At 74.1% G+C, this 15,996-nt stretch carries 12 protein-coding genes; 4 read left to right on the top strand and 8 right to left on the bottom strand.

What is annotated here, in order from left to right; translation table 11 throughout:
- Positions 1 to 157: 157 nt before the first annotated feature.
- Positions 158 to 583, bottom strand: a complete 426-nt coding sequence (locus tag ACZ4W5_RS33695) for a hypothetical protein (RefSeq protein ID WP_360231207.1) — start codon at positions 581 to 583, stop codon at positions 158 to 160.
- A gap of 235 nt (positions 584 to 818) precedes the next feature.
- Positions 819 to 1,688 (bottom strand): 16S rRNA (cytidine(1402)-2'-O)-methyltransferase, encoded by an 870-nt coding sequence (gene rsmI / locus ACZ4W5_RS33690; RefSeq protein ID WP_360231210.1) that lies wholly within the window; start codon positions 1,686 to 1,688, stop codon positions 819 to 821.
- A gap of 105 nt (positions 1,689 to 1,793) precedes the next feature.
- On the opposite strand from rsmI, the gene ACZ4W5_RS33685 reads away from it, so the two are divergent.
- Positions 1,794 to 3,617 (top strand): dolichyl-phosphate-mannose--protein mannosyltransferase, encoded by a 1,824-nt coding sequence (locus tag ACZ4W5_RS33685; protein ID WP_360231213.1) that lies wholly within the window; start codon positions 1,794 to 1,796, stop codon positions 3,615 to 3,617.
- 213 nt (positions 3,618 to 3,830) lie between these two features.
- On the top strand, positions 3,831 to 5,591 hold the full coding sequence (locus tag ACZ4W5_RS33680) for a penicillin-binding transpeptidase domain-containing protein (protein WP_360231216.1): 1,761 nt from the start codon (positions 3,831 to 3,833) through the stop codon (positions 5,589 to 5,591).
- Between the two features lie 70 nt (positions 5,592 to 5,661).
- On the opposite strand, the gene ACZ4W5_RS33675 is transcribed toward ACZ4W5_RS33680, so the two are convergent.
- The 6 genes from ACZ4W5_RS33675 to ACZ4W5_RS33650 form a co-directional block, all read right to left on the bottom strand.
- Positions 5,662 to 7,071, bottom strand: coding sequence for a glycosyltransferase 87 family protein (locus tag ACZ4W5_RS33675; protein ID WP_402486927.1), 1,410 nt, complete (start codon positions 7,069 to 7,071; stop codon positions 5,662 to 5,664).
- Positions 7,072 to 7,214: 143 nt separating this feature from the next.
- Positions 7,215 to 8,792: an APC family permease gene (locus ACZ4W5_RS33670; RefSeq protein ID WP_465658841.1), complete on the bottom strand. Its 1,578-nt coding sequence runs from the start codon at positions 8,790 to 8,792 to the stop codon at positions 7,215 to 7,217.
- A gap of 156 nt (positions 8,793 to 8,948) precedes the next feature.
- Entirely contained in the window at positions 8,949 to 10,457 is a 1,509-nt protein-coding gene (locus ACZ4W5_RS33665; protein ID WP_465658839.1) for a penicillin-binding transpeptidase domain-containing protein, read from the bottom strand.
- The gene (locus tag ACZ4W5_RS33660) at positions 10,457 to 11,860 is read right to left on the bottom strand and encodes an FtsW/RodA/SpoVE family cell cycle protein (protein ID WP_465658837.1); all 1,404 of its coding nucleotides are present in this window, start codon (positions 11,858 to 11,860) and stop codon (positions 10,457 to 10,459) included. The genes ACZ4W5_RS33665 and ACZ4W5_RS33660 overlap by 1 nt, the downstream gene beginning before the upstream one ends.
- Before the next feature lie 165 nt (positions 11,861 to 12,025).
- Positions 12,026 to 12,709 carry an ABC transporter gene (locus ACZ4W5_RS33655; protein WP_465658836.1) on the bottom strand — a complete coding sequence of 228 codons (684 nt, stop codon included), beginning with the start codon at positions 12,707 to 12,709 and terminating at the stop codon, positions 12,026 to 12,028.
- On the bottom strand, positions 12,706 to 13,551 hold the full coding sequence (locus ACZ4W5_RS33650) for an ABC transporter ATP-binding protein (RefSeq protein ID WP_465658835.1): 846 nt from the start codon (positions 13,549 to 13,551) through the stop codon (positions 12,706 to 12,708). Before ACZ4W5_RS33650 ends, ACZ4W5_RS33655 begins: the two co-directional genes overlap by 4 nt.
- Positions 13,552 to 13,725: 174 nt before the next feature.
- Between ACZ4W5_RS33650 and ACZ4W5_RS33645 the strand changes: the two genes are divergently transcribed.
- Both ACZ4W5_RS33645 and ACZ4W5_RS33640 read left to right on the top strand, forming a co-directional pair.
- Positions 13,726 to 15,048 (top strand): VWA domain-containing protein, encoded by a 1,323-nt coding sequence (locus ACZ4W5_RS33645; RefSeq protein ID WP_465658833.1) that lies wholly within the window; start codon positions 13,726 to 13,728, stop codon positions 15,046 to 15,048.
- 2 nt (positions 15,049 to 15,050) lie between these two features.
- On the top strand, positions 15,051 to 15,920 hold the full coding sequence (locus ACZ4W5_RS33640) for a peptidase (protein WP_360231239.1): 870 nt from the start codon (positions 15,051 to 15,053) through the stop codon (positions 15,918 to 15,920).
- Positions 15,921 to 15,996 lie beyond the last annotated feature (76 nt).

Below are 15,996 nucleotides of genomic sequence, written 5' to 3'. Positions count from 1 at the left end.
CCCCCCCCCCCCCCCCCCCCCCCCCCCCCCCCCCCCCCCCCCCCCCCCCCCCCCCCCCCCCCCCCCCCCCCCCCCCCCCCCCCCCCCCCCCGCCCGCGCTCCCCCGGACCCGTCGGCCCGGTCGCCCCAGGAGCCGGAACCGGACCCGTCCGCCCCGTCAGCCCAGGAGCCGCGACCAGAACCGGGCCCAGCGCCCCTGCGGCTCGGCGGGCCGGGTGGCCGGGGCCGGCCGGGCCGGCTCGGCGTGCGCCGGGTAGCCGGGGGCGTGCCTCAGGGGCTGGTCGGCGCTGGCCACCCGACCCTCGCGCATGATCCGGACGGTGTGCCCACCGCAGCCCGGGCAGGTCGGCTTGAGCAGCGGGGACGGCACCCGGACACCGTTGGCGTGGTACTCGAACACGATGTGGCCGTCCCGGGCGACGTGGTGCTCGATGTCGTACGCCTGCTCCCAGCCGTACCCGCAGCGCAGGCAGGCGAAGGAGTAGGCCTCCCGCACGGTCTCGACGGGAGTGTGCGCCCGCCCCGCCAGGCCGGGGGCGTTCAGCGCGTTGCCACTGCGGGGGCTACCGATCGTGTCGCTCATAGCCAACTCCCAGTGCCCGTCGGGCGCTCGCCCGGCTGGGTCTTTCCGTTCAAGGAAATGCCCGTACCGCCCTGGCTGACGCCTTTCTTGTGAAGACTTGGATGCGGGTTGGCGAGCCCTATACAAAGGGCGCGTCGGGAACCGGAATCCGGGGTCGAACCTTCATCGCAGCGGGCGTTTAGCCGGGCCTTCACTCCAAGGTACGACTCCCCGCCCGCCACGCAACCCCCGGAATTCACCCCTTTTTCAAAGCCCCGTCCAGGCCTTCCTTCTTCGCCGCGACGACCGCGTCGAAGACCTCCCGCTTGGGCACGGACAGTTCGACCGCGACCGCCGCGATGGCCTCCTTGCGCCGCTCCCCGGCCTCCTCCCGGACGGCCACCAGCCGGGCCAGCTCGGCCGGGGTCAGCTCCTGCGGCGCGGCCGGCGGGGCGCCCGCGACCACGACGGTGATCTCGCCCTTGACGCCGTCCGCGGCCCAGGCCGCCAGTTCGCCGATCGGCCCGCGCTTGACCTCCTCGTAGGTCTTGGTGAGCTCGCGGCAGACGGCGGCCGGGCGCTGCGGCCCGAAGGCCTCCGCCATCGCGGCCAGCGCCTCGGCGATCCGGTGCGGCGCCTCGAAGAAGACCATGGTGCGCGGTTCGGCGGCGACCGTGGCCAGCTGGCGGGCCCGGTCGCCGGCCTTGCGCGGCAGGAAGCCCTCGAAGGTGAAGCGGTCGACCGGCAGGCCGGACAGCGCGAGCGCGGTGAGCACCGCGGACGGCCCGGGGACGGCGGTGACCTTGACGTCGGCCTCGACGGCGGCGGCCACCAGCCGGTAGCCGGGGTCGGAGACGGACGGCATCCCGGCGTCGGTGACCAGCAGCACCCGGGCGCCGCCGAGCAGCGCCTCGACCAGTTCGGGGGTGCGGCCGACCTCGTTGCCCTCGAAGTAGGAGACGACCCGCCCGGCCGGGGTCACCCCGAGCGCCTGGGTGAGCCGGCGCAGCCGCCGGGTGTCCTCGGCCGCGATGACGTCCGCCGTGGCCAGCTCGGTGAGCAGCCGGGGCGGGGCGTCCGAGACGTCGCCGATGGGTGTGCCTGCGAGAACGAGTACTCCTGTCACGGGCCCCATCCTCGCAGCTCCGGGCCGCCGGGGCGTTTGGTGACGATTCGGTCAGCTTCCGAGGGACCGGTCACACGTACGAGGACCGCCCCTACGATGTGGCGGATGAACGGCGACACGGCGGCGCAGACGCCCACGGTGAAGGACCACTCCGCACGGGGCGGTGCCGACCTGCCGTCCCCCCGCCCACCGGAGTCCTCCCGCTCACCGGAGTCGCCCCGCCCACCGGAGTCCCCCTGGGCCCCCACGGGCTGGCGGGAGCGCCTGGCCGCCTTCGGCTACCGGGCCCGCCCGAGCGGCACGCTCACCGAGCGGCTCGTCCCGCCGATGCCGGACGGCCCCGGGGTGACCCGGCCCGACGTCGCGCAGTCCCCGCTGCTGCTGCGGCTGGGCCTGCGGCTGCCGCAGGGCCTCTGGTACTTCCTGTGCCGCTGGTCCGGCTGGCTGGGCCCGGTCGCGGTCGCGGTGTTCGCCGGGCTGCTGCGGTTCACCGGCCTCGGCCAGCCGCACGCGATCATCTTCGACGAGACGTACTACGCCAAGGACGCCTACGCGCTCTGGCACGGCGGCTACGAGATCAACTGGCCGGAGGACGCCAACACGACGATCATGACGCCGGGCGCGGCCGTGCCGTACCGCCCGACGCCGTCGTACGTGGTGCACCCGCCGGTGGGCAAGTGGATCATCGGCGCGGGCGAGCAGTTGTTCGGCATGAACCCCTTCGGCTGGCGGTTCGCGGTGGCCCTGCTCGGCACCCTGTCGGTGCTGATGCTGGCCCGGATCGCCCGCCGGATGTTCCGCTCCACCCTGCTGGGCTGCGTGGCCGGCCTGCTGCTCTCGGTGGACGGCCTGCACCTGGTGCTCAGCCGGACCGCCCTGCTCGACCTGGTGGTGATGTTCTGGATCCTCGCCGCCTTCGGCTTCCTGGTCCTGGACCGGGACCGCACCCGGGCCCGGCTCGCGGCGAGGCTCGGCGGGGTCGAGGACGCGCTGCTCGCCCAGCGGCTCAACCTGGGCTGGCGCCCGTACCGGATCGCGGCCGGCGTCTGCGTCGGCCTGACCTGCGCCACCAAGTGGAGCGGCCTGTACGTCGCGGCCGCGTTCGGCCTGATGACCGTGCTGTGGGACGTCGGCGCCCGCCGGCTGGCCGGCGCCCCGCGCCCGTACCTGGCGGTGCTGGCCCGGGACGTGGTGCCGGCGTTCGTGTCGGTCGTCGTGGTCTCGGTGGCGGTCTACGTGGCGTCCTGGTGGGGCTGGTTCGCCAGCAGCAACGCGCCCGGCCAGGGCGGCTGGGGCCGGGACTGGGCGGTCGGCCGCTCCACCGACTACCCGTGGATACCCGAGGGCCTGCGGGCCCTGTGGCACTACCACTCGACGGTCTACGAGTTCCACACCCACCTGACCGACCCGCACACCTACCAGTCGAACCCGTGGTCCTGGCTGGTGCTGGGCCGCCCGGTGTCCTTCTACTACGAGTCCCCCAAGCTCGGCCAGAACGGCTGCACCGTCGCCGACTGCGCCCGCGAGGTGCTGGGCATCGGCACCCCGCTGCTCTGGTGGACGGCCCTGCTGGCGCTGGTCTACTGCCTGTGGCTGTGGGCCTTCCGCCGGGACTGGCGGGCCGGCGCGCTGCTGTGCGGCCTGGCCGCCGGCTACCTGCCGTGGTTCCTCTACCAGCAGCGGACGATCTTCCTCTTCTACGCGGTGGTCTTCGTCCCGTTCCTGGTGCTCGCCGTGACGATGCTGATCGGCGCGCTGATCGGGCCGGCCGGCGCCTCCCGGGACCGCCGGATCATCGGCTCGGCCGCGGCCGGGCTGCTGGTGCTGCTGATCATCTGGAACTTCCTGTACTTCTATCCGCTGTTCACCGGGCAGACCATCCCGCTGAGCGACTGGCGTGCCCGGATGTGGTTCAACAGCTGGATCTGAGACCCCCCGCGACCAGCGGGGGAAGCCTGCGGGGAGCGCGCGCACACCCTCCCCCCGAACCGTCCGTACCCGGTCCACGACACGTACCAGATCCGTCACAAGTCCCCGGGGTTCCGTCGGCCCACCGATCCGCCCTGCCTAGGGTGGGGGGAGTACCGCGTTTCCGGCCCCGCCGGTTGCGCCCGGCCGCGAGACCCCTGGGGGATTTGCACCATGCGCAGTGGCGCGAAGATCGGCATCATCACCGGCGTGTCCATCGCCGTCCTCGCCGGCGGTGGCTACGGGGCCTACAGCCTGATGGGCGGGTCGGACTCCGCGTCCGGCGACAAGAAGCCCCGCACGGTGGTCGCCGAGCCGCCCACGGCCGACCAGGCGGCGAACGGTGCGAAGGACTTCCTGGCGGCCTGGGCCTCCGGCGACATCGCCAAGGCGGCCTCGCTGACCGACGACCCGGCCGCGGCCACCACGGCGCTGACGGCCTTCAAGGACCAGGTGAAGCCGAGCGCGCTGACCCTGACCCCGGCCGGCCCGGCCACCCCGCAGGCCTTCGCCTCGGCGACCGGCACCCCGACCCCGGCCAAGCCGACCGGCGCGGCCTCGGCGACCCCGTCCGCGGGCGCCAGCGCGGGCGCCACCGAATCGCCGTCCGCCACCGCCTCCGGGCCGACCGGCGTGCTGATGGGCTTCAAGGCCCGCGCCGAGTTCGCCGGCACCAGCCGGGTCTGGGACTACAACGGCTTCCTCGGCGTCGTGAAGATGAGCGACAACACCCCGGCCGTGCACTGGGCGCCCTCGGTGATCCACCCGCACCTGTCCGGCAACGAGACCATCGCCACCCAGCAGGTCTTCGCCCCGCCGTCCACCGTGGTGGACCGCAACGGCAAGGCGCTGCAGGGCGCCTCGCTCACCCCGGCGCTGATGGCCACCCTCCAGGACAACGCCCGCAAGCTGCTGCCGCCGGACCCGAACAAGGACCAGGACGCGGGCAGCGCCGTGGTGATCACCGACCCGGCCGGCAAGACCGCCGCGGACAAGCTGTTCACCATCGTCGAGCCCAAGCCCGGCAAGCCGTTCAAGGTGACCATCGACAACACCCTCCAGGCCGCCGCCGAGAAGGCGATGACCGACCTGGGCGGCAAGCAGGGCTCCATCGTGGCCGTCGAGCCCAGCACCGGCCAGGTGCTGGCCTTCGCCAACGCCCCGGCCACCGGCCAGAACCGGGCCTTCACCGGCCTGCTCGCCCCCGGTTCGACGATGAAGATCGTCACCTCGACGGCCCTGCTGGAGGCCGGGCTCACCCCGGACAGCAACGTGGCCTGCCCGGAGAAGAGCAGCAACCCGGTGGCGATCCCGAACGACTTCCCCGGCGCCTTCCCGGACTACACGCTCCAGAAGGACTTCATGGTGTCCTGCAACACCGCCTTCATCAACCAGGGCCTGACCAGCCTCAAGCCCGAGACGCTGTCCGGCACCGCCAAGGACGTGTACGGCATCGGCCTGGAGTGGAAGACCGGCCTGCCGAACGCCGACGGCAAGATCCCGGCGACCCCGGGCAGCAAGGACGAGCAGGCGATGAACTACATCGGCCAGGGCAAGGTCCAGATGAACCCGCTGGCGATCGCCTCGATCACGGCGACCGTCCAGAGCGGCGCGTTCAAGCAGCCGATCCTGGTCGCCGGCCTGCCCCAGCAGCAGGCGGCCCGGCAGATCTCGCCGGACGTCGCCGCCAAGCTGCGCGCGATGATGAACGCCACCGCCGTCAGCGGCACGGCCAGCCAGGTGATGGCCGGGATCACCGACAACGCGGGGGCCAAGACCGGCTCCGCCGAGGTCCAGGGCGCGTCCACCACCAACAGCTGGTTCACCGCCTTCCGCGGCAACCTCGCGGTGGCCGCCGAGGTCCAGGGCGGCGGCCACGGCGTGGACGCGGCCGGCCCGGCCGTGGCCTCGCTGCTCAAGTCCGGCAACAAGTGACCGCCTGAGGCCGGTACGCGCGGAGCCCGCCACGGACGACGTGGCGGGCTCCCGTGCGTCCGGGCCCCGCTCAGCTCCTCGGCAGGGCGGGCGCCGGCGCCTCCGGCGCGGGCCTGGGCGGCACCGGGCGCCGGCTGCTCCAGCGCCGGGCCGCCAGCCGGGGCCAGATCACCAGGACGGCGGGCAGCGCCAGGTACCCGAACCGCCCGGCCGGGGCGAGCGTGAAGGCAATCGCCAGCCCGGCGGCCAGCAGGTCGGCGGCGGCGATCGCGGAGACCGGCGGCCGGGCCACCAGCCAGATCGCCACCCCGACCAGGGCGAGGGTCATCAGCGCCAGTGAGACGCTGTGCCCGGTCGGCCCGAAGCCGGCCAGCACCTTGCCGGGCAGCGGACTGCCCGCGGGGGTGCGGATCGCGGTCATCCCGAGCGGGAAGCGCACCACCTGGTCGCGCAGCGCCTGCGGCTGGGCCAGGACGGACGGCAGCAGCACCGCCGCGCTCACCCCGGCCCCGATCAGCGCGGTCCGGGCGGCGGGCCGCCGACCGTACAGCCGCCACAGCAGCAGGACGGCCACCGGCAGGGCGGGCCAGGCGGTCCACTTGAGGCTGCAGGCGAGGGCGAGCACCAGCCCGGCGGCGACGGTGCGGTCCCGCTCGGCGAGCGCCATGGCCAGGCAGCAGACCCCGATCAGCGGCAGGTCGACGCCGCCGACCACCAGGGCCAGCGCTATCAGCGGCGAGGCGGTGAGGACGGCCAGCGGCAGCAGCGGCGCCCGGTCGCGGGTGGGCCGGAGCAGCCGCCAGGCGGCCAGCAGGCAGACCACGAAGGTGAGGGCGAACCAGATCCGGGCGTCCCCGGCGACCCGGGCGAAGGCGGTGGAGCTGCCGAGCAGCTGGCGCGGCAGCCCGAACAGGGACATCGCCGGGAGGTAGGGGTTGTAGTCGGTGACCACCACCGGGTGCGGGAGGTAGACGTCACCGGTGGTGAGCATCAGGTGGGCCGAGCGTTCGACCACCATCACCTCGGACTGGTGGCGGCCGGTCACCGCGAGCAGCCCGAGCGGCGCCAGCACGGCCCCGAGCAGGGCGACCACGGCGGCGGCCTCGGCCGCGAAGCGGCGCGGCAGGGTGAGGCAGAGCAGTCCGGCCACCACGTAGGCGGGGGCCGCGACGAGGCCCCACAGCCGCTGGTTGGCCAGGTCGGAGACGAGCGGGAAGGCCGCGGCCCAGCCGGCCGCGATCAGACAGCCGAGCAGTTGCACCCAGCGCAGCGAGGCGAGCCGGGCGGGATTCCACCGAACGGGCGTGGGCGGGAAGGTGCTCTCACCACGCTGACGGGGGAACGGGCGGCTCGTGAAGCCCGCCGGCGGCCGTCCGGGTCTGGCCGGCGGTTCGGCGTCGATGGTCGGGGCCGGCGTTCTGGCGCGGCCGGTGAAGCGGCCGCGCGGGCGGGAGAAGCCGGGCGTGCGGGTGCTCACCATGGTGGAAGGTTATGGCGGCGAACCGGGCCCTGTCGCCACCGCCGCGGGCTCGGATCGGCACGCTACGCGCGTAGGGCCGCCGGGTGTCGTACCACGCGGCGGCCCTTCACGATTGGATAACGGCCCACCGGCCGACGCCCTGGTCAGCCGGTGCCGGCCTCGCTCGGGACGGCCGGCCGCTCGGCGCGCTCCAGCCGGGAGTGCTTGACGCTGTAGCCGAAGTAGACGACCACGGCGACGGCGAGGGCGATCGCCCCGGCCCGGAAGGTGTCGGCGTGCAGGCCGGTGATCAGGTAGACGCAGAAGCCGACGCTGAGCAGCGGGACGACCGGGTAACCGGGGACCTTGAAGCCGCGCGGCAGGTCGGGCTGGGTGCGGCGCAGCACGATCACGCCGATCGAGACCACCGAGAAGGCGATCAGGGTGCCCAGGCTGGTGATGTCGGCCAGGACGTTCAGCGGGATGAACGCGGCCAGCGCGCCCACGCCGACACCGACCACCAGGGTGTTCCAGACCGGGGTGCCGGTGCGCGGGGAGAGCTGGGCGAAGCGCTTGGGCAGCATGCCGTCGCGGCCCATCGAGTACAGGATGCGGGTCTGCCCGTAGATCACCACGAGGGTGACGCTGAAGATCGAGATGATCGCGCCGACCGCGAAGATCATCGCGGGCCAGCCCTGGCCGGTGATGTCCTGCATGATCTGGGCGAGCCCGGCCTCCTGGCCGTCGAACTTGGTCCACGGCTGGGCACCGATGCCGGCCAGGGCGACCAGGATGTAGATCAGGGTCACCACGACCAGCGAGATGATGATCGCCAGCGGCAGGGTGCGGCGCGGGTTCTTGACCTCCTCACCGGCGGTGGACACGGCGTCCAGGCCGATGAAGGAGAAGAAGATGCTGGAGGCGGCCGTCTGCACGCCGCCGATGCCGAGCGGCAGGAACGGGGTCAGGTTGCCGGAGTGGAAGCCGGTCAGCGCGACGCCGACGAACAGCACCAGGATGAGGATCTTGATCCCGACCATGGCCGCGTTGACCTTCGCCGACTCGCTGACGCCGCGGACCAGCAGGAAGCAGACCATGGCAACCAGCAGCAGCGCCGGCAGGTTGAACCAGTGCCCGCCGCCGGGGGCGCCGGAGAGCTGCTCGGGGATCCTGAACCCGAAGGCCAGGTCGAGGAACTTGTTCAGGTACTCGGCCCAGCTGACCGCGATCGCCGAGGCCGAGACGCCGTACTCCATCAGCAGGCAGATGCCCACGCCGAAGGCGACGCCCTCGCCGAGGGTGGCGTAGGCGTAGGAGTACGAGGAGCCGGAGACCGGGATCGCGGAGGCCATCTCGGCGTAGCAGAGCGCGGTGAGCCCGGCGGTGACCGCGGCGACCACGAAGGACAGGATGACGGCCGGCCCGGCCGCCGGGACCGCATCCCGGAGCACGAAGAAGATGCCGGTGCCGATGGTCGCGCCGATGCCGATCGCGGACAGCTGCCAGAGCCCGATCGAGCGGCGCAGGTGGATGCCGGAGCGGCCGCCTTCCTCGGGTGCGCCGGCCGGAAGGCCGTGGCCCTCGCTCTCGGCGATCAGGGTCGAGACGGGCTTGCGGCGCAGCAGACGCGCACCGAGGGTGTTGCTGGCCAAAACTGCTGTCCTTCTAGGCGGGGGAGGGTGTCCTAGTGGCCGGTCACTCTGGGCACTGGGGGGTGCCGTCGGGACCAACCGAACAAACATGGGACAGTACCCGGCAAAGACACCAGTGTCGCAAACAAACAATACTGATCGGCGCATTGTACGAATCGGCGCATCAGAGCTCACAAACCGGACACTTCGCACGCGGCGGATCTTCCGGACATCGATTAAAAGGCCAGGTCAGCGCCCCCGTCCGGGTCAGCGGTCGAGCACCGCCCGCATCACCGAGCGGGCGATCGGGGCCGCCAGCGCGCCACCCGTGACGTCCGTGGCGTCACTGTCCGCCACCACCACCGCGACCGCGACCGGCGGCACGGCGGCCGAAGCGGCCGGCCTGGCCCAGGAGATGAACCAGGCGTACGGCGTCCCGCTGTTGTCCACCCCGTGCTGGGCGGTACCGGTCTTACCGCCGACCACCGCCCCGGGGATCCGGGCGTTGCCGCCCGTACCGTTCTCCACCACGTCCGTCATCAGCTTCCGCAGCTGCCCGGCCACCGCCGGGGTCAGCGCCTGCCGGTACACGGCCGGCCCGCGCACCTCGACCTCGGTGCCGTCGCTCCTGGTCAGCCGGTCCACCAGCCGCGGCCGCATCACCGTCCCGTCGTTGGCGACCCCGGCCGCGACCATCGCCATCACCAGCGGGGTGGCCGCGGTGTCGAACTGCCCGATCGAGGAGAGCGCCAGCTGCGCCGGGTCCATCGCGGTGTCGACGTTGGACCGGGCCGCGCGCACCGGCACGTCCAGCCTCGGGTCGTTGAAGCCGAAGCCCTCGGCCGTCGCCACCAGCTTCTCCAGCCCGGTCCGCACCCCCAGGTGGCCCAGCACGCTGTTGCAGCTGGCGGTCATCGCCGCGTCCAGCGACAGCCCGGGCCGGTCGCAGGCCGCGCTGTCGTTCACCAGCGGTGTGGTCGTCCCCGGCAGCACGTACGGGAAGGGCGCGTCGGTCGGCGCGTCCGGGTCGGTCACCACCCCGGCCGCCAGCGCCGCGGCGGCGGTGACCACCTTGAAGGTCGAGCCCGGCGGGTAGGTCTGGCGCAGCGCCCGGTTGAGCATCGGCCGGTCGGGGTCGGTCTGCAGGCGGTTCCAGGCCGTCTGGTCGGTGCCCGCCGAGCCGGCGAAGTCACCCGGGTCGTAGGAGGGGGTGCTGGCCAGCGCCAGGATCCGCCCGGTGGCCGGCTCGATCGCGACCACCGCGCCCTTCTGGTCGCCGAGCCCGCGCACCGCGGCCTGCTGGGCGGCCCGGTCGATCGTGGTGAGGACGTTCCCGCCGGGGCTGCGCCGGCGGGTGAGCGTGTCCCGGAGCGACCAGCCGGTCAGCCGGCCGTCGGTGCCGTTCAGCAGGCCGTCCTCGGTGCCCTCCAGCTGGCTGTTGCCGTACGCCTGGGAGGCGAAACCGGTGACGGCGGCGTACGTCGTTCCGTCGGTGTAGGTGCGCTTGTAGGCGTACCGGCCGCCGGTCGGCCCGGAGCCGGTCACCGGCTGCCCGCCGACCAGGATGTCCCCGCGCGGCTGGGCGTAGCGCTCGATGACCAGCCGCTGGTTGGCGCTGTTGCGGTCGAGGTCCCGGGCCTCGAACACCTGCACCCGGGTGGCCTGCACGCACAGCGCCACGACCAGCAGCAGGCAGAAGGTGGCCGCCCGGCGACCGGTGACCGAGATCCCGGGCAGCCCCTGCGGTCCGTTGCCCCGCGGCCCGGGGCCGACCATCACCGCACCTCCGGCCCGGGCCCGGACGCCGCTCCGGGCCCGGACACCACCCCGGGCACGGGCACCGGCACCGATACGGGCACCGGCACCGGCCGCCGGGCGTCGTCGCTCATCCGCACCAGCAGCGCCACGATGATCCAGTTGGTCACCACCGACGAACCCCCCTGGGCGATGAACGGCATCGTCATCCCGGTCAGCGGGATCAGCGCCAGCACCCCGCCCGCCACCACGAACACCTGGAGGCCGACGATCGCGGCCAGCCCGATCGCCAGCAGCCGCCCGAACGGGTCGCGCAGCGCGATGCCGGCCTTGAAGCCGCGCGAGACCAGCACCGCGTACAGCAGGAACACCGCGATCAGCCCGGTCAGCCCGAGCTCCTCGCCGATGGTGGCGAGGATGAAGTCCGACTTGGCGGCGAAGCCGATCAGCACCGAGTGCCCCTCGCCCAGCCCGGTGCCCAGCTCGCCGCCCCAGGCGAAGGCGAACAGCGACTGGGCGATCTGGTTGGCGCCCCGGCCCGCCGCGATCGATCCCAGCGGGTCCAGCCAGTCCACCACCCGGCTGTGCACGTGCGGCGACAGCCAGCCCACCGTCACCGCGCCGACCGCCGCCAGGACCAGCCCGATCGCGATCCAGCCGGTGCGCGCGGTGGCCACGTAGAGCATCACCACGAACAGCCCGAAGTACAGCAGGGCCGTCCCGAGGTCGGTCTCCAGCACCAGCACCCCGACGAAGGCCGCCCAGATCAGCAGCACCGGCCCGAGCACCCGCCCGCGCGGCAGCTGCCAGCGCCAGACCCGGCGGCCGGTGAGCGCCAGCGCGTCCCGGTGCACCGCCAGGTAGGCGGCGAAGAACACCGCCAGCAGGACCTTGGCGAACTCCCCCGGCTGGAAGGAGAGCGGCCCGAGCACGATCCAGATCCGCGAGCCGTACACCGGCGGGAAGAGGATCGGCAGCACCAGCAGGACCAGTGCCAGCAGCGCCCCGACATGGGCGTAGCGGCGCAGCCGCCGGTGGTCGCGCACCAGCAGCAGCACGGCGGTGAACAGCCCCACCCCCAGGGCCGACCAGAGCAGCTGGGCGGAGGCGGCCTCCCGGCCGGGGGTGGCCCGGTCCAGGCGGTAGATCACCACCAGGCCGATCCCGTTCAGCAGCACCGCGATCGGCAGCAGCAGCGGGTCCGCGTACCGGGCCCGCCGGCGGACCGCGCCGTGCGCCACCAGGGCGAGCACGCCCAGCGCCGCCCCGTACTGGGCGGCGTCGGCGGGCGCCTCGCCGTCGAGGTTCACCCCGACCTCGACGTAGCCGAACACGGCGGTCAGGACGGCGGCCAGCACCAGCACCAGCTCGGTGGTGCGCCGGGGCCGCACCGGCCGAACCGGCCGGGCCGCGGATCTCGTCACGGCGGAGGGTGTCGCCACGGACCGTCCTGGGGGAGGCGGGAGTCGAAGGGGCCGACCGGGTCCGGACACCGGTGCCCCGGTTCGTCACCCTAACGAGCGCTATCCATATTTATCGGCTCTTCGCCACGGTGTGTCCGCCTTCGCCGCTATCGCGCCCGCCGCAGCTCACTCCGGCCGCCGCCCGGCCAGCACCGCCGCCCCCGCCCCGACCGCGGCCAACAACACGACGGAGCACAGCAGTTCACCCCAGGGCACGGCCACCTGCCCGGTCCGGGCCGCCGTCACCACCCCGCGCACCGCCGCGTTGGCCGGCGAACCCGGCAGCACCAGCACCGCCGCAGCCAGCCCCAGCGCCACCAGGATCCCGTACGGCGAGCGGACCAGCACCGGGCGGTTGCCCAGCACCCCGGCCAGCGTCCCCAGCAGCACGCAGACCACCGAGGCCGCCAGCCCGGCCAGCAGCGCCCGGCCGACGCCCGGCTCCCGCCCCGCCCCCGGGTCGGCCACCGCGCCGCCCGCCCACCACACCGCCGCCACCTCGCCCACCGCCAGCACCAGCCCCGCCGTCAACGCCGCCAGCAGCGCCCCCAGGTGCACCCGCACCGGGCCCGCCACCGCGACCAGGCAGGCCCGCGAGGCCGGCGGCTCGGCGGTCAGCACGCCGCGCACGTACCAGGCGCTCACCGGCACCAGCAGCCCCGCCCCGAACCCGAGCCCGCCCAGCAGCGGATCACCCGGCGTCACCCCGACCACCAGCACCAGCGCGAACGCCAGGAACGGCGGCAGCCAGGCGTGCGAGCGCACCAGCAGCTCCAGGTGGTACCGGGTCAGCGCCCCGACCTGCCTCATCGCCCCTCCCCCCGCCGGCGCACCGCCAGCACCCGCAGCCCCGGACGGCCCAGCAGCAGCCCGCGCAGCAGGGCGTCCGAGTGCCCGGCCGGCACCTCCAGCCGCACCGCCGTGCCACCCAGCGCGGTCACCACCGGCGCTCCGGGCAGCCGCTCCGGCAGCGGGGCGCCGTCCGGGAGGTCCACCTCGACCTCCACCACCGGGCCGCCGTCCACCACCGGCGCCGCCTCCTCGGCCGGCCGCAGCCCGCCGTCCGCGCCCACCCGGTAGGCGGCACTGGTCCGCCCGGCCAGCCGGGCCGGGTCGTGGTCCACGAACAGCACCGTGCCGCCCGCCGCCGCCCGCTCGGCGGCCGCGTCGTCCAGCACCGCCCGCGCCTGCGGGTCCAGCCCGGTCCAGGCCTCGTCCAACAGCAGCACCCGGGCCTCGGCGATCAGCGCCTGCACCACCGCCACCTTCTGACAGGTGCCCTTGGACAACCGGCTCAACGGGGTGCCCGCCCGGTCCGCGATGCCGAACCGGTCCAGCCACTCCCCCGACCGCCGCCGCGCCTCCCCCGCCGACAGCCCGTGCACCCGGCCCGCCCGCAGCAGGTACGAAGCGGCGTCGAACGGCAACGCCGGCGGGAAGCGCTCCGGCACGTACGCCGCCGCCCCGGGCCGCTCCACCCGGCCGGTGCTCGGCCGCTCGATCCCGGCCACCAGCCGCAGCAGGGTCGACTTGCCGCTCCCGTTCGCCCCGGCGATCCGCACCAACTCCCCCGGCCCGACGGCCAGTCCGACGTCCCGCAGGATCCACCGCCCGCCCCGCCCGTACCGCTTGCCGACCGCGGTCAGCTCCATCCGCACCCCGCCTCCGTCCCCTCCCCCGCAGGCTATCCGGCACGGGTAAGGCCGCCGTCAGCTCCGCGCCCGGCAAACCCCTCCCCGCGCGCCGGAGTTCACACCGGGGCGGGCGGGGTGCACCGTCCGGTCCCGTTTGGCCTTGACGAACTGATGATCCCTAGGATCGGCCGGGTGAATACCGGACGACGACCGAAGACCAGGCTCGGCAGCCTGCTGGCCGCCCTGGCGATAACGGGCGCCTCGCTGCTCCTCGGCCTGCCCGCCCACGCCGACGAACCCTCAGCCGGCGCCTCCCCCGCACCGAAGGAGGCCCCCAAGGTCGACCTGATCCTGGACGTCAGCGGCTCCATGAACACCGCCGACATCCAGGGCAAGAGCCGCATCTCGGTGGCCCAGAACTCGCTGAACGAGGTGATCGACGCCCTGCCCGCGGAGACCGAGTTCGGCATCCGCACCCTCGGCGCCACCTACCCCGGCAACGACAAGAACACCGGCTGCCAGGACACCAAGCAGCTCTTCCCGGTCGGGAAGACCAACAAGGTCGAGGCCAAGACCGCGGTCGCCACCCTGCGCCCCACCGGCTGGACCCCGATGGGCCTCGCCCTGCGCGGCGCGGCCCAGGACCTCGGCAAGGGCGACGCCACCCGCCGGATCGTCCTGATCACCGACGGCGAGGACACCTGCACCCCGCCCGACCCGTGCGACGTCGCCCGCGAACTCGCCTCCCAGGGCATCCACCTGGTGGTCGACACCCTCGGCCTGGCGCACGACGAGAAGACCCGCCAGCAGCTGCTCTGCATCGCCAACGCCACCGGCGGCACCTACACCGACGTCCGCACCCCGCAGCAGCTCACCGACAAGGTGAAGCAGCTGGTCGACCGCTCCAACGACACCTACACGGTGACCCCGTCCAAGACCGCCGGCACCGACAAGTGCGAGAGCGCCCCGGTGCTCACCCCCGGCGTCTACAGCGACCGGGAGAAGTTCTCCGAGCACCGCGTCTACAAGGTCCCGGTCAAGTCCGGCCAGGAGCTGCGCGCCTCAGTCAGCGTGGGCCTCGACCGCGCGGTGGCCCGGGACTACGGCGTCCTGCTCCAGGCCACCAGCGCCACCGGCCAGGAACTGGTCCGCGGCACCGACGCCGGCAGCGCCCGCACCGACGTGATCTCCACCGGCCTGCGCTGGTCCACCGACGACTCCAAGGGCTACGTCACCGCCGGCCCGACCACCTCCGCCAAGGACAGGCCGGACACCACCGTCTGCCTGGTGGTCAGCAACTCGCTGGCCCCGCAGGCCGGCGTCCAGGCCGACCCCGGCATGCCGCTGGAGCTCACCGTGGACCTCGCCTCCGCCTCGCCCGCCCCCGAGGGCGCCGCGATGGGCCTCGGCCGCGGCTGGATCCTGCTGCTCACCCTCACCCTGGCCGGCCTCTTCCTCGGCCTGGTCGCCGGCTGGATCGCCCGCTGGCGGATCGCCGTCTGGCGGGAGAACTGATCATGCGTACCACGATCCGCGGCGCCCTCGCCGCCCTCGCCCTGCTGCCCGCCCTCGCGCTGGGCGCCCCGGCCGCCTCCGCCGCCTCGCCGTCCCCGACGGCGACCGCGAGCGGCACCCCGGCCCCGGCCACCAAGGCCGGCACCTCCTTCCTGACCGCCGTCAACCTCTCCCCCGGCCAGGACGCCGACGTCGCCGTCTCCACCGGTGACTACCTCTACTGGGCGTTCGGCGCCTCCGAGGGCCAGACCCCGACGGTCAGCCTGACCGTCAACCTGGCCCCGGCCGCCGACCGGCACGGCCCGCAGACCTGGAGCGTCGAGGTCTTCGACGGGCTGCGCCGCCGCCAGGCCTGCACCGCCGGCACCCAGAACGCCACCGGCGACCAGAGCACCACCTCGCTGGCGCTGAACTGCACCCTGCGCGAGGTCCGCACCTGGGCCGAGCCGTGGTCCGGTGATCCGCTGCCCGGCACCTACTACGTCCGGCTCTCGGTCACCGACGCCCCGCAGACCGACCTCGGCCTGGCCGCCACCACCCACCTGCACGTCGCCGCCAAGGGCAACGCCGACAACGCCCAGCCCGAGGGCGGCGAGCTCAAGGCCCCGCTGGTCCCGCCGGTCGGCGGCGGCGCGAGCACGGCCCGGGCCGCGGCCCCGGTCGCGGAGAAGGAGCACTGGTACACCGGCTGGTTCTCCGGCTGGAACAGCCGCTGGTACTGGACCATCGGCGGCGGCTTCCTGGCCGCCCTGGCCGGCGTCCTCGGCTACCACCTGACCCGGCACCCGCGCGGCCACCGCCCCGGCCACCACGGCCCCGTCCCGCACCAGGGCTCGTACCACCAGCACGGCGACCACGCCGAGCGCCGGTAGCCCCACCCCGCCCGTGGCCCCACCCGTCGAGGGCCGGCCGGACACCTTCCGGCCGGCCCTCGCACGCGTCTACGAT

This window comes from Kitasatospora sp. NPDC029367 (assembly GCF_055569135.1).
Note: the sequence above shows the minus strand (reverse complement) of the source record. Positions and strands in the feature narration are given on the sequence as shown.

What these genes read in the sequence shown, in the direction of transcription:
- ACZ4W5_RS33685 (WP_360231213.1), top strand. Translation starts at nt 1,794, where the DNA reads ATGAACGGCGACACGGCGGCGCAGACGCCCACGGTGAAGGACCACTCC.
- ACZ4W5_RS33655 (WP_465658836.1), bottom strand. Translation starts at nt 12,709, where the DNA reads ATGAGGCAGGTCGGGGCGCTGACCCGGTACCACCTGGAGCTGCTGGTG.
- ACZ4W5_RS33670 (WP_465658841.1), bottom strand. Translation starts at nt 8,792, where the DNA reads ATGTTTGTTCGGTTGGTCCCGACGGCACCCCCCAGTGCCCAGAGTGAC.
- ACZ4W5_RS33680 (WP_360231216.1), top strand. Translation starts at nt 3,831, where the DNA reads ATGCGCAGTGGCGCGAAGATCGGCATCATCACCGGCGTGTCCATCGCC.
- ACZ4W5_RS33640 (WP_360231239.1), top strand. Translation starts at nt 15,051, where the DNA reads ATGCGTACCACGATCCGCGGCGCCCTCGCCGCCCTCGCCCTGCTGCCC.
- ACZ4W5_RS33695 (WP_360231207.1), bottom strand. Translation starts at nt 583, where the DNA reads ATGAGCGACACGATCGGTAGCCCCCGCAGTGGCAACGCGCTGAACGCC.
- ACZ4W5_RS33675 (WP_402486927.1), bottom strand. Translation starts at nt 7,071, where the DNA reads ATGGTGAGCACCCGCACGCCCGGCTTCTCCCGCCCGCGCGGCCGCTTC.
- ACZ4W5_RS33665 (WP_465658839.1), bottom strand. Translation starts at nt 10,457, where the DNA reads ATGGTCGGCCCCGGGCCGCGGGGCAACGGACCGCAGGGGCTGCCCGGG.
- ACZ4W5_RS33650 (WP_465658835.1), bottom strand. Translation starts at nt 13,551, where the DNA reads ATGGAGCTGACCGCGGTCGGCAAGCGGTACGGGCGGGGCGGGCGGTGG.